This is a genomic window from Pseudomonas putida, assembly GCF_025905425.1.
GTDB classification, from domain to species: domain Bacteria; phylum Pseudomonadota; class Gammaproteobacteria; order Pseudomonadales; family Pseudomonadaceae; genus Aquipseudomonas; species Aquipseudomonas putida_AF.
Genome location: NZ_CP109603.1, coordinates 1769760 through 1783033, shown reverse-complemented (window position 1 = coordinate 1783033; position 13274 = coordinate 1769760). Strand labels below are relative to the sequence as shown.

Here is a 13274-nt window from a genome sequence, read left to right as displayed (position 1 = left end):
ATTCAGGCGCGATAGACCGGATATTCCGCACACAGCCTGGCCACCGACGCGGCCACCTGGGCCTCGACATCGGCATCGCCAAGGTGGTCGAGGATGTCGCAGACCCACCCCGCCAGGGCCACGCATTCGGCCACCTTGAAGCCACGGGTGGTGACGGCCGGGGTGCCGATGCGCAGGCCCGACGTCACAAATGGCGACTGCGGGTCGTTGGGCACGGCGTTCTTGTTGACGGTGATGTGCGCACGGCCCAGGGCGGCGTCGGCGTCTTTACCGGTGAGGCCCTGACGAATCAGGCTGACCAGGAACAGGTGGTTGTCGGTGCCACCGGAAACCACGTCGTAACCACGGTCAATGAACACCTGGGCCATGGCCTGGGCGTTTTCGATCACTTGCTGCTGGTAGGTCCTGAACTCAGGTTGCAGTGCTTCTTTGAAGCACACGGCCTTGGCGGCGATGACGTGCATCAGCGGGCCGCCCTGGGCGCCGGGGAATACGGCAGCATTGAGCTTTTTCTCGATCTCTGGGTTGGACTTGGCCAGGATCAGGCCGCCACGCGGACCACGCAGGGTCTTGTGGGTGGTGGTGGTGACCACATCGGCGAACGGGATCGGGTTCGGGTACAGGCCAGCGGCAACCAGGCCGGCAACGTGGGCCATGTCGACGAACAGCAGCGCACCGACCTTGTCGGCGATGGCGCGGAAGCGTGGAAAGTCGAGGGTCTTGGAGTAGGCCGAGAAGCCGGCAACGATCATTTTCGGTTTGTGCTCGACCGCCAGGCGCTCGACTTCGTCGTAGTCGATCAGGCCGGTTTTGGTGTCGATGCCGTATTGAACCGCGTTGTACAGCTTGCCCGAGGACGACACTTTGGCACCGTGGGTCAGGTGGCCGCCGTGGGCCAGGCTCATGCCCAGAATGGTGTCACCGGCCTGCAGCAGGGCCAGGTAGACCGCGCTGTTGGCCGAGGAGCCCGAGTGCGGCTGGACGTTGGCGTAGTCGGCACCAAACAGCTGTTTGGCGCGCTCGATGGCCAGCTGTTCGACCACATCGACGTGTTCGCAACCCCCGTAGTAGCGCTTGCCTGGGTAGCCTTCGGCGTACTTGTTGGTCAGCTCGGTGCCCTGGGCCTGCATCACTTGCGGGCTGGTGTAGTTTTCCGAGGCTATCAACTCGATATGGTCTTCCTGGCGTTGCACTTCGCGGCTGATGGCCTCATGCAGCGCAGGGTCGAAATCGGACAGGGTCAGGCTTTTATGGAACATGTGGGTGCTTCCTTCTTGTTGTTTGCGGGCAGGCAAGGCCCGGAGCAGGTCCGGGCCTGTGCGATCAGGCGTCCTGGTAGATCGACATGGGCGGGCAGGCACAGGCCAGGTTGCGGTCACCGTAGACGTTGTCCACGCGCCCCACCGGCGGCCAGTACTTGTTCTCGCGCAGCGCTTGCAGCGGGTACACCGCCAGCTCCCGGCCATAGCGATGGGGCCATTCGCCCACCAGTTCGCTGGCGGTATGCGGTGCGTTTTTCAGCGGGTTGTCGAGCTTGTCGAGGGTGCCGTTTTCCACGGCCCGGATTTCCTCACGGATGCAGATCATGGCATCGCAGAAGCGGTCGAGCTCTTCTCTGGACTCGCTCTCGGTCGGCTCGACCATCAGCGTGCCCGCCACCGGGAAGGACATGGTCGGGGCATGGAAGCCAAAATCGATCAGGCGCTTGGCCACGTCCTCGACGCTGATGCCGCTGCTGTCCTTGAGCGGGCGCAGGTCGAGGATGCACTCGTGGGCGACCAGGCCATTCTCGCCGGTGTACAGCACCGGGTAGTGGTCCTCCAGGCGGCGGGCGATGTAGTTGGCACTTAGAATCGCCAGCTGCGATGCCCGCTTGAGCCCTTCCCCGCCCATCATGCGGATGTACATCCAGGTGATCGGCAGAATGCTCGCACTGCCATAAGGCGCCGCGCAGACGGCGCCCTCTTTGTGCGCCATATGCGCATGGCCCGGCAAGAACGGCGCCAGGTGCGCCTTGACCCCAATGGGGCCGACACCTGGGCCACCCCCGCCGTGGGGAATGCAGAAGGTCTTGTGCAGGTTCAGGTGCGACACGTCGCCGCCGAACTTGCCTGGGGCGCAAAGGCCGACCATGGCGTTCATGTTGGCGCCGTCCAGGTACACCTGGCCACCGTGCTCATGGATGATGTCGCAGATGCGGGTGATGCCCTCTTCGAACACCCCATGGGTCGAGGGGTAGGTGATCATCAGCGCGGCCAGCTGGTCCCGGTGCTGCTCGGCCTTGGCCTGCAGGTCGGCCACATCGACGTTGCCGCGCTCGTCGCAGTTGACCACCACCACACGCATACCGGCCATCTGCGCCGTGGCCGGGTTGGTGCCGTGGGCCGACGACGGAATCAGGCAGACATCGCGGCCCGCTTCGCCGCGGCTGGCGTGGTAGGCGCGGATGGCCAAGAGGCCTGCGTATTCACCCTGTGAACCGGCATTGGGCTGCAGCGACATCGCGTCGTAGCCGGTGGCCTCGCAGAGCATGGCCTGCAACTCATCCGTCAATTGCCGGTAACCGAGCGACTGTTCGGCCGGGGCAAACGGGTGCAGGGCGCCGAACTCCGGCCAGGTGATGGGGATCATCTCACTGGCGGCGTTGAGTTTCATGGTGCACGAACCCAGCGCGATCATGGTGCGGTCCAGGGCCAGGTCCTTGTCGGCCAGGCACCGCAGGTAGCGCATCAGCTCGGTTTCTGAATGGTAGCGGTTGAACACCGGGTGCTGAAGGAACGCTGTTTCACGCAGCAGTTGCGCAGGCAGGCAATCAGCAGCCTCAGCAGCCAGGGCACCGAAGTCAGGAAGCGCCTGGCCGGGGGCAGCGAAGACCTGCCACAAGGCCTCGACGCTGGCCTGTTCGCAGGTTTCATCCAGCGACAGGCCGGCCCGCGCGTGGTCAAGCAGGCGCAGGTTCAGCTGTGCGGCGCGGGCGGCGGCCAGCACATCGGCTACAGACCGTGCGGTGAGCACGCTGACGGTGTCGAAGAAGTGCGTCTGCTCCACTGTGTGCCCGAGCTGCAACAGCCCTTGCACCAGAATCGCGGTCAGGCGGTGTACGCGCCGGGCGATCTGCGCCAGGCCCTCGGGGCCATGGTAGACCGCATACATGCTGGCGATATTGGCCAGCAGCACCTGCGCGGTGCAGATGTTGCTGGTCGCCTTCTCGCGGCGAATGTGTTGCTCGCGGGTCTGCATGGCCAGGCGCAGCGCCGGCTTGCCGAAGCGGTCGATGGAGACACCGACCAGGCGGCCGGGCATGTCGCGCTTGAACGCATCGCGCGTTGCAAAGTACGCCGCGTGTGGGCCACCAAAGCCCAGCGGCACGCCGAAGCGCTGGGCACTGCCCAGTACCACGTCGGCATCGAATTCGCCCGGCGGGGTCAGCAAGGTCAGCGCCAGCAGGTCGGCGGACACCGCCACCAACGCGCCGACGGCATGGGCGCGCTGCACCAGGGCGCGATGATCGACGATGGCGCCAGTACTGGCGGGGTACTGCAGCAGCAGGCCGAAGTACTGCTCAAGGCTCTGCGCTTGCAGCTCGGCTTCATCACCGATGACCACCTCGATGCCCAGCGGCTGGGCCCGGGTGCGCAGCACGTCGAGGGTTTGCGGGTGGCAATGGCGGGAGGCGAAAAAAGCCGGTGCCTTGCTCTTTGCCAGGCGCTTGCAGAAGGTCATGGCTTCGGCGGCGGCGGTGGCCTCATCGAGCAAGGAGGCATTGGCGATCTGCATGCCGGTGAGGTCGCTGATCAGGGTCTGGAAATTGAGCAGCGCTTCCAGGCGGCCTTGGGAAATCTCTGGCTGGTACGGCGTATAGGCGGTGTACCAGGCCGGGTTTTCAAGCAGATTGCGCAGGATCGGCGTAGGCGTGTGGCACGGGTAGTAGCCTTGGCCGATGTGGTTGCGAAACAGCTGGTTCTTCGCGGCAATGGCCTTGAGCGCAGCCAGGGCCTCGGCTTCGCCCTGCCCTTTGCTCAGCGCCAGCACGCTGGTGCCTTTGATGCTGCCTGGGATGACGCTGTCGATCAGGGCGTCCAGGGTGTCATGGCCGGTCAGCGCCAGCATCGCCTCGATGTCATGCTCGCGCGGGCCGATGTGACGGGCGATGAACTCGTTATCCGTGGTCAATGGGACAGGTGCGTTGTTCATGTCGATACCCTGGCTCAGGCGTTGTCGGCCAGGAAGCGGTCGTAGCCGTCCTGGTCCATCAAGGTGTCGAGGTCGGCGAGGTTGGCCACCTGGATGCGGAAGAACCAGCCGTCCTGCATGGGCGAGGCGTTGACCAGTTCCGGGTCGTCGGCCAGGGCCTGATTGACCGCTACCACAGTACCGTTCAGGGGCATGCTGATGTTGCTGGCGGCCTTCACCGATTCCAGCACTGCGACTTCATTGCCCTCGCCGTACTCGCCCGGATCCGGCAACTGCACGAACACCACATCACCCAGTGCCTCCTGGGCATAAGTGGTAATGCCGACGGTCACCTCGCCAGTCGCTTCCAGACGCAGCCATTCGTGCTCAGGGGTAAAACGCAGCGTGCTCATGGGTCTTCCTCTCTTGTTATCAGGTGGGTCCCGGTACAGGACTGAGAACTACCAGAGCAAGGGTAATGCCAACTTAAACAAACCCTTATATTTCAATGACTTGAACCATTTAAAGCGCCATGTTCACTCTGTGTTGGCGGAACGAAACAGCTCCACCGCATCACGCGGGTAGATACGCCTGAAGCGGCGCACCAATGAATGCGGGGATCACCTTCCACTGGAGTGCATTCACTCCAGTGGAACGTATTGGCACCAGGCTGACTACGAGGGCCGGGTGGCGATGCCGTATTTGCGCAAGCGCTGGCCGATAGCCGTGTGCGAGGTCTGCAGGCGCGCGGCCAATTGCCGGGTCGAGGGGTAAGTCGCATACAGCTTCTCCAGCAGGGTCTTTTCGAACCCCTGCATGGCGGCTTCCAGGCTGGTGACCTCCTGGGCGTCAGGCTGCTGGCTGCTCAAGGCGGTGCCGGCCAGCTCCAGGTCATCGCAGTCGATCACCTCCCCTTCGCTGATGGCGGCGGCGCGGAAAATCACGTTCTGCAACTGGCGAACGTTGCCCGCCCAGCGGTTGCCCAGCAGCAGCGGATGGGTAGCCAGCGCCAGCCGGCAGGGCGAGCGCTGTATCTGCGCGCAGGCCTGGCGCAGGAAGTACTCGGCCAGCAGCAGGATGTCCTTGCCGCGCTCGCGCAAGGGCGGCACCTTCAGATTGAGCACGTTGAGGCGGTAGTAGAGGTCTTCGCGAAAGCTGCCTTCGACCACCATGCTTTCAAGGTTGCGGTGGGTCGCACAGACCACCCGTACATTCACCCGCACCTCACCGCCACCACCGACCCGCCGGAAGCTGCCGTCATTGAGAAAACGCAACAGCTTGGCCTGCAGGTAAGGCGACATCTCCCCCACTTCATCGAGGAACACCGTACCGCCATCGCCCAGCTCCAACAGGCCTGGTTTGCCGCCGCGCTGGGCGCCGGTGAAGGCGCCGGCGGCGTAGCCGAACAGTTCGCTTTCGGCCAGGCTCTCGGGCAGCGCGGCGCAGTTAAGGGCCAGGAACGACGCATCGCGCCGGGCACTGAGGGCGTGGCAGGCACGAGCCACCAGCTCCTTGCCCGTGCCCGTCTCGCCCTGGATCAGCAGTGGCGCCTCAAGGCCTGCCACCTTGTGCAGGCGCACCTTGAGTTCCTTGAGCGCTATAGAGTCACCGAGCAGCCCCTCCAGCCCTTCGGTATGGTCGTGCAGCAACGACGCCAGGCGCTCGCCGATGCGGCTTGGCGGGTAGAGGGTGAGCAGGCCGCCCACCAGGCCATCGGCACCGCCGCTGATGGGCGTGGCTTCCAGCAACAGCGCCTGGCCCTGGAAGCCCACCTCGCACATGGGCAGGCGAAAGCCCTTGTCGATCAAGGTCTGGGCCAGGTCCGCCTCGGCAAACAACCGCGACAGCGGCTCACCGGCCGGCTCGCGGCCGATGAGGCTGACCAGGGTGGGGTTGGCCAGCAGCACATGGCCGCCTGGGTCCACCGCCAGCACCGGGTCACTCATCGCCGCCAGCAGCGCCTCCAATTGCAGGCGCCGGCGATGGCCAGGCAGAAAGTCGACCAGCTCGACTGCCCGCACACCGACCACCCGCAACAGCGCATCGTGGAGTTCGTCCAGCACCGCCTGTGACAGCGCCGGGGCGTCGATGTAGACGTTGGGCGGGATCATTTCCACCGCGTCCAGGTTGAGGTTGCGCGCCCCCAGCAGTGCCAGGATTTCCTGGGTGATGCCGACGCGGTCGATGAAGGTGACGTGGATTCTCATCGTGATTCCCTGGTTGGCGAAACGACAACAGGGGGACAGCGCACCCGGCGCTGCCCCCCTGGTTGAAACGTGAAGGTGGTGGTCACTCCGCTTCGAGTGACAACGCGCTGTGCTCCTGTTTTTTCTGGCGGATGGACCGGTAGAACAGGAACAGCACGGCAAACCACACCGGCACGGCGAACAACGCCATGCGGGTGTCCGCTTCCAGGGCCAGCAAGCCAAGGATGAAGGCGAAGAACGCCAGGCAGACCCAGCACATGACCGTGCCGCCGGGCATCTTGTATTTCGACGCACGGTGCAGGTGGTCGCGCTGCTTGCGGTACGCCAGGTACGACAGCAGGATGATCGACCAGACGAACATGAACAGCAGGGCCGACACCGTGGTGATCAGGGTGAAGGCGTCGAGCATGTTCGGCACCAGGTAGATCACCAGGGCACCGGCAGTGAGGCACACGCAGGAAAAGATCAGGCCGTTGGAAGGCACTGCGCGGCGCGACAGCGCGCTGAACCTGCCCGGTGCATCACCTTCCACCGCCAAGCCATAGAGCATGCGGCTGGTCGAGAACACGCCGCTGTTGGCGGACGACGCCGCTGAAGTCAGCACCACGAAGTTGATAATCCCTGCGGCGGCTGGCAGCCCGGCCAACACGAACAGTTCGACGAAGGGGCTCTTGTTGGCCACGACATCGCGCCACGGGGTCACGGCCATGATGGCAATCAGCGCAAGCACGTAAAAGACGATGATGCGCAGCGGGATGGAGTTGATCGCCCGTGGCAGGTTGCGTTCCGGGTTCTTGGTCTCGGCCGCCGTGGTGCCGACCAGCTCGATGCCGACAAAGGCGAATACCGCAATCTGGAAGCCGGCGAAGAAGCCCATGGCGCCATGGGGGAACATCCCCTCGTCGTTCCACAGGTTGGCCAGCGAGGCGACGTTGCCGGCTGGCGACTGATAGGCCGCCGCCACCATGTACACGCCGGTGCAGACCAAGGCACAGATGGCGACGATCTTGATCATGGCGAACCAGAATTCCAGCTCACCGAACATCTTCACCGTCATCAGGTTGAGCGACAGCAACAGGCCGACGCAGGCCAGTGCTGGTAACCACAAGGGGATATCCGGGAACCAGAACTGTGAATAGGCGGAGATGGCGATAACGTCGGCAATGCCGGTGACAATCCAGCAGAACCAGTAGGTCCAGCCGGTGAAAAACCCTGCCCACGGCCCCAACAGATCGGCCGAAAAATCGATGAAAGACTTGTACTGCAAGTTGGACAGCAGCAATTCGCCCATCGCCCGCATGACGAAGAACAGCATGAAGCCGATGATCATGTAGACGAAGATGATGGAAGGGCCGGCCAGGCTGATGGTCTTGCCAGAGCCCATGAACAGGCCGGTGCCAATCGCACCGCCGATGGCGATCAACTGGATGTGGCGGTTGGACAGATTGCGTTTGAGTTCGTGCGTGTCACCCTCAGGCGGACAGTGACCCTGCGGCAAGTTTTTCATTGTTATTTACCTTGCTAGTTTAATTGTTTTTATAACGTCACAAGTTCAACTTTCTGACCGGGCATGCCTTGGAACAGCCGGCCGGACACAAGGGAAAGAGCAAGGTCTATGCCAAAGGCTAGAGGCCGCTGAATACGGGAGTTTGCGCGGGTATTAACTGTTATTGCTGTAATGAAGCCACTCCAGTCGGTGGGGGTAATGGCGCGGTGTACGACACCAAAGCGTCGTATACCGTGCCCTGCCCTGTGCTGTATCGAAATCACTACAATGGAGCGCTATCAGTCCAAACGAGGCGGCTTCAGCAAGCCCTCCGGGGGGCCAGCGCTATTTCTGTGGGAGCGGGCTTGCCCGCGAATGAGGCCACGCGGTGTATGGCACCGGCTTCGCCGGTGTTCGCGGGCAAGCCCGCTCCCACAGGCACCGCGTAGCCTCACCCTCGCTTGATCACGCACGAACCTCGCGCCTCGGTGCACGGCTGCGCTGTGCTTCTTCCCACCCCTCCACCAGCCCGACCGGCACATCGACCGGCGCCAGCGGCTCGCGCCCGCGCACCAGGTCGGCGGCACGCTCGGCCAGCATGATGGTCGGTGCGTTGAGGTTGCCGTTGGGCTCGCTCGGGAACACCGATGAGTCGATTACCCGCAGCCCCTGCAGGCCATGCACACGCAGCGCGGAATCGACCACTGCCATGTCGTCCTCACCCATGCGGCACGAGCCGCAAGGGTGCATGGTGCTTTCCATGTTGGCACGCACGAAGGCGTCGATCTGCTCATCGGTCTGCACCTGCGGCCCAGGCGCCAGCTCCTCGCCCCGGAAGCGGTCCATGGCCGGCTGGGCGATGATTTCGCGGGTAAGGCGCACGCAGCGGCGGAAGCCCTCGCGGTCCTCCTCGCTTTGCAGGTAGTTGAAGCGGATTTCCGGATGCTGGTAAGGGTCGGCCGACAGCGCCCGCACATACCCGCGGCTCTTGGGTTTGTTCGGCCCGGTCAACACCATGAAACCGTGTCCCTTGAACGGTTTGTCACCGTCGTAGCGCATGGCTGCCGGCAGGAAGTGGAACTGGATATCGGGCCAGCGCAGCCCCTTGGACGAACGGATGAAACCACCCGCCTCAAAGTGGTTACTGGCACCCAGGCCATCCTTGAACAGCAACCAGCGCAGGCCGATCATCGCCTTGCCCAGCAGGCTCATCTTGCCGTTGAGCGTTACCGGCTCCTTGCAGGCGTACTGGATGTAGATTTCCGAGTGGTCCTGCAGGTTCTCGCCCACACCTGGCAGGTCGTGAAGCACCTTGATCCCGGCCTTTTTCAGCACCGCCTCGGGGCCAATACCCGAGCGCTGCAACAGGTGCGGCGAGCCGATCGGGCCGGACGATACCAACACCTCGCGGTTGCAATGCACCGTGTGGGTCTGGCCGCCCTCGTCGTACTCCACGCCCACCACACGTTTGCCATCGAGCAGAAGGCGCCGGGTCATGGCATGGGTGACGACAGTCAGGTTCGGCCGGCTCATGGCCGGGCGCAGGTAGGCATTGGCGGTGGACCAGCGCACCCCGTCCTTCACGGTCATGTGCATGGCGCCGAAGCCTTCCTGCATGTAGCCATTGCAGTCGGCGGTCTTGATGTAGCCGGCTTCGGCACCGGCCTCCACCCAGGCGCCGTACAGCGGGTTCTGCATGTTATTGCCATTGTTGGTGGCCAGCGGCCCTGCGCCACCCCGATAGTCGTCGCCACCAAACTTGAAGTTTTCGGCGCGCTTGAAGTACGGCAGGCAGTTGCGATAGCTCCAGTTCTTCGCGCCCAGGCTTTCCCACTCATCGAAGTCGCAAGCATGGCCACGGATGTACACCAGCCCGTTGATCGAGGACGACCCCCCCAACACTTTGCCCCTTGGGCAGTGCAGGCGGCGGCCGTCCAGGTGTGTTTCGGCGGCGGTCTCGTAGCGCCAGTTGTATTTCTTGGTGTTCATCGGCAAGGAGAACGCACTGGGCATCTGGATCAGCACACTGCGGTCGCTGCCACCGAACTCCAGCACCAGCACCGAGGTGCCGGCATCTTCCGTCAGGCGGTTGGCCAGGACGCAGCCGGCAGAGCCCGCGCCGATGATGATGTAGTCGTATCGTTTTTTCATTGTTCTAGTCCTGTACGCGAAGGCCGGCGGCCTCGATGTTGCGTTCATTGCCCTTTGGGTAGCCGCCCCAGCCCAGGCGTGTGGCCAGCAGGCGGGTGAGGCCGTAATGCACCAGCCCGGCCAGCAGGCAGGACGGCAGCGAGGCGGTGGCGAAGGTGAAGAAGTCGGTATGGGCCAGGGTCTGCGGGTTGAACACCACCACGTAGATGGCAAAACCTGCCACCAGCGCCAGCAGCGCGATGGGGTTGAAGCCTTTGCAATAACGCAATGGTGAGCCGTTTTGCTCGGCATACAGGTGGCGCAGGTTCAGGCGCTGTTTGCGCAGGAAGAAGTAATCGGCGATGCCGATGCCGGCCAGGGCGCTGTTCAATGCCGACGTCCACACCAGGAAGATGAAGAAGCCGTCGTAGATGCCTGGGAGGAACACCACGATGACCACCGGAATGATGCAGAACAGCCCGATCAGTACCCCCCAGCCCATGCTGCGCAAACGCTCCCCCGCCAGCTGACGCAGGCCGATGACCGCCGTGTAGAGGATGTTGACCATGCCGGTCAGGTTGGCCAGCGCCAGGAAACTCAGGGCGATCACGCCGAACGTCATGCCACCGGCCAGCCGCATCCAGGCCGTGGGGTCGCTGCTGCCCAGGGTGGTGGCGGCGAACAGGCTGACCGACTCACCCAGGGAAGCTGCGCCGAAGATGCCCACCAGGTTGGGCCAGAAGGCCGTACGCTGGTTGCTGCACAGGCGCGACAGGTTGCCGATGTAGGGCCACCACGAAAAACCTGCGGCGATGTTGATTTCGACCGCGATCATGAAGTTGACGTGCGGGTTCTCGAACGGCGGCTGCAAGGGCGGCATGGCCAGCAGTTCGCCGAAACTGTAGCGGCGGGAGATGAAGTACATCAGCGCCAGCATGATCAGGATCAGGCTGGGCGCGATCACCGCGCTCAGACGGCGGATCATGTCCGGCCCACGCATGGCCACCAGCGCCGCCAGCACGATGGCCAGCAAGGCCCCGGCGGTCACCAGCCAGTCGTTGCTGTCGGGCTGGCTGTGCTGCACCAGGGTTTCCAGGTTGTCCAGCGCCCGCCCGCACATCAGCCCCAGCACCGCCAGCCAGCCCATGGTCAGTATCACCACCGAGAGGGTGTAGACCAAGCGGCTGCCATTGAGGCCGAACATGCTACGCAGAAAGGTGAACTGCTCGACACCGTACTTGCCGCACGGCAGGCAGGTGGACGAGGCCGCGAGCACCACGCCGATGATGTTGCCGATGATGATCGCGGCGATCCCTTGCAAGGGCCCGACGAACAACGCAGTGGCACCGCCGATCAGGAACACCCAGGTGGCCACTGCCAGCGCCGAGTTGGCGTAGGCATAGCCCCAGAAGCCCCAGACCCGCTCGCCCGGCAGCAAGGGCGTATCGCCGCGTTCGGCGGCCAGGCGAAACTCCTGCTCTCTGGACCGGCTCATGGCTGGCCCCCCAGGCAATACGCGCCCACCACCATGACCAGGGTCAGCACGGCAAGGGCAACAACATCCGCCGCGCTCAACGCGCCGGGCCAGTGCGCCCTGCCCTCCAGTTCTTCATAGGCGCGCAGGCGCCGTTCCAGGTCTTGTGCACGCTCGGTATCCACTTGGCTGTTCATGGGCATCACCTCGACGGGTTCTTGTTCTTGAAATTCGATGCGTTCGTGTTGCCTGCGTCGCTCGCCAAATCAGGCGACGCAGGCCGGCCCTGTACCTCAGGGCAAGGTGATCCAGACCGCCTTGGTCTCCAGTAGAAACTCCAGTTGTTCAGCGCCCATGTCCTTGCCATAGCCCGACTGCTTGTAGCCACCGAACGGCATGGACGGGTCCAGCGTGCTATGGGCATTGACGTAGACGGTGCCAGCGCGCAAGCGCGGGATCAGCCCGTGGACCTTGCCCAGGTCGTTGGAGTAGATCGCTGCCGCCAGGCCGTATTCGGAATCGTTGGCCAGCGCCAGCGCCTGCTCCTGGGTGTCGAAGGGCATGGTCACCAGCACCGGGCCGAAGATTTCCTCGCGGACGATGCGCATGTCGTTGTTGCAGTTGGCGAAGATGGTCGGCTGCACGAAGAAGCCAGCGCCCTCGACCGGCGCGCCGCCGTAGTACACCTGCGCCCCTTCGGCCTTGCCCAGGGCGATGTATTCCAGCACGCGCTGCTGCTGCTGGCGCGACACCATCGGGCTGATGAAGCAGTCCGGGTCCAGGCCTGGGGCGATCTTCAGCGTGGCCGTGTAGCGGGCCAGCGCTTCAAGGAATGCCGGGTAGACGCTGCGCTCGACATAAGCGCGGGTACCGGCATCGCACACCTGCCCCGAGTTGAAGAACACACCGTTGGCGACCGCCTCGGCCGCAGCAAAGATATCGGCATCGGCGAACACGATTACCGGCGACTTGCCGCCAAGCTCCAGGGTCAGGCGCTTCATCTGGTCCATCGCCGCCTTGCCCACCGAGCACCCCACCGGCGTCGAGCCGGTAAAGCTCAGCTTGTCGATACCTGGGTGGCTGGACATCGCCGTGCCCACCACGCTGCCACGCCCGGTGACGATGTTCAGCACGCCGTCCGGGATGCCCGCCGCCTGCACCAGCTCGGCAAAGCGCAGGGCCGACAGCGAGGTCAGCTCCGCCGGCTTGACCACCACGGTGCAGCCGGTCGCCAACGCCGCGCCGAGCTTCCAGGCCATGGTCTGCAGCGGGAAGTTCCACGGCACGATGGCCCCTACCACCCCGACCGCTTCCTTACGGGTATAAGCCAGGTAGTTGCCCGGCAGTGAGGGCTCGACGGTGCGCCCGTGGATCTTGCTGGCCCAGCCGGCGAAGTAGCGCAGCGTATCGACGGTACCCTGGATATCCACGGCCCGGGCCTGGGCGACCGACTTGCCCATATCGATCGACTCGATCTGCGCCAGTTCGTCGGCATTGGCTTCGATCAGGTCGGCCAGGCGATGAATCAGGCGCTCACGCTCCAGGGGCTTGAGCTGGCTCCAGGGGCCGCCGTCGAATTGCGCACGGGCGGCGCGCACCGCACGGTCCAGGTCGTCCTGGGTGCCCATCGGGATGCGCGTCAGCACGCCCTCGGTGGACGGCTCGATGACCTCGGCGCTGGCACCGTCACTGGCCTCAAGCCAGGCACCGCCAATGAACATGCGCTGGGGCTTGGAGAGAAAACGCTGGGTGGCTTCGCAAACGCCGAAGGCCTGCAGGTAGGCTTTTACCTTGTTGTCCACGG

At 64.0% G+C, this 13274-nt stretch carries 9 protein-coding genes; all 9 read right to left on the bottom strand.

The features are described 5' to 3' along the window. Positions 1-2 precede the first annotated feature (2 nt). The 9 genes from glyA to OGV19_RS07910 all read right to left on the bottom strand — a co-directional run bounded on the left by glyA (position 3) and on the right by OGV19_RS07910 (position 13272). Positions 3-1259, bottom strand: coding sequence for a serine hydroxymethyltransferase (gene glyA / locus OGV19_RS07950; RefSeq protein WP_264312880.1), 1257 nt, complete (start codon positions 1257-1259; stop codon positions 3-5). Between the two features lie 64 nt (positions 1260-1323). Continuing rightward, positions 1324-4194, bottom strand: coding sequence for an aminomethyl-transferring glycine dehydrogenase (gcvP, locus tag OGV19_RS07945; RefSeq protein WP_264312879.1), 2871 nt, complete (start codon positions 4192-4194; stop codon positions 1324-1326). A 14-nt stretch (positions 4195-4208) separates the two neighbouring features. Beyond that, complete coding sequence (gene gcvH, locus OGV19_RS07940) at positions 4209-4586, bottom strand: glycine cleavage system protein GcvH (protein WP_264312878.1); 378 nt, start codon at positions 4584-4586, stop codon at positions 4209-4211. A gap of 261 nt (positions 4587-4847) precedes the next feature. Continuing rightward, positions 4848-6380: a transcriptional regulator GcsR gene (locus tag OGV19_RS07935; protein ID WP_264312877.1), complete on the bottom strand. Its 1533-nt coding sequence runs from the start codon at positions 6378-6380 to the stop codon at positions 4848-4850. 82 nt (positions 6381-6462) lie between these two features. Then, positions 6463-7887: a D-serine/D-alanine/glycine transporter gene (gene cycA / locus OGV19_RS07930; RefSeq protein ID WP_264312876.1), complete on the bottom strand. Its 1425-nt coding sequence runs from the start codon at positions 7885-7887 to the stop codon at positions 6463-6465. Positions 7888-8331: 444 nt separating this feature from the next. Beyond that, on the bottom strand, positions 8332-10017 hold the full coding sequence (gene betA, locus OGV19_RS07925) for a choline dehydrogenase (protein WP_264312875.1): 1686 nt from the start codon (positions 10015-10017) through the stop codon (positions 8332-8334). Between the two features lie 4 nt (positions 10018-10021). After that, a complete protein-coding gene (locus tag OGV19_RS07920) occupies positions 10022-11491 on the bottom strand; it encodes a cytosine permease (RefSeq protein WP_264312874.1) in 1470 nt (489 codons plus the stop codon). Beyond that, positions 11488-11667 carry a hypothetical protein gene (locus OGV19_RS07915; protein ID WP_027596335.1) on the bottom strand — a complete coding sequence of 60 codons (180 nt, stop codon included), beginning with the start codon at positions 11665-11667 and terminating at the stop codon, positions 11488-11490. Before OGV19_RS07915 ends, OGV19_RS07920 begins: the two co-directional genes overlap by 4 nt. A gap of 96 nt (positions 11668-11763) precedes the next feature. Further along, positions 11764-13272, bottom strand: coding sequence for an aldehyde dehydrogenase family protein (locus OGV19_RS07910; RefSeq protein ID WP_264312873.1), 1509 nt, complete (start codon positions 13270-13272; stop codon positions 11764-11766). Positions 13273-13274: the final 2 nt, after the last annotated feature.

What these genes read in the sequence shown, in the direction of transcription:
- glyA (WP_264312880.1), bottom strand. Translation starts at nt 1,259, where the DNA reads ATGTTCCATAAAAGCCTGACCCTGTCCGATTTCGACCCTGCGCTGCAT.
- gcvP (WP_264312879.1), bottom strand. Translation starts at nt 4,194, where the DNA reads ATGAACAACGCACCTGTCCCATTGACCACGGATAACGAGTTCATCGCC.
- gcvH (WP_264312878.1), bottom strand. Translation starts at nt 4,586, where the DNA reads ATGAGCACGCTGCGTTTTACCCCTGAGCACGAATGGCTGCGTCTGGAA.
- OGV19_RS07935 (WP_264312877.1), bottom strand. Translation starts at nt 6,380, where the DNA reads ATGAGAATCCACGTCACCTTCATCGACCGCGTCGGCATCACCCAGGAA.
- cycA (WP_264312876.1), bottom strand. Translation starts at nt 7,887, where the DNA reads ATGAAAAACTTGCCGCAGGGTCACTGTCCGCCTGAGGGTGACACGCAC.
- betA (WP_264312875.1), bottom strand. Translation starts at nt 10,017, where the DNA reads ATGAAAAAACGATACGACTACATCATCATCGGCGCGGGCTCTGCCGGC.
- OGV19_RS07920 (WP_264312874.1), bottom strand. Translation starts at nt 11,491, where the DNA reads ATGAGCCGGTCCAGAGAGCAGGAGTTTCGCCTGGCCGCCGAACGCGGC.
- OGV19_RS07915 (WP_027596335.1), bottom strand. Translation starts at nt 11,667, where the DNA reads ATGAACAGCCAAGTGGATACCGAGCGTGCACAAGACCTGGAACGGCGC.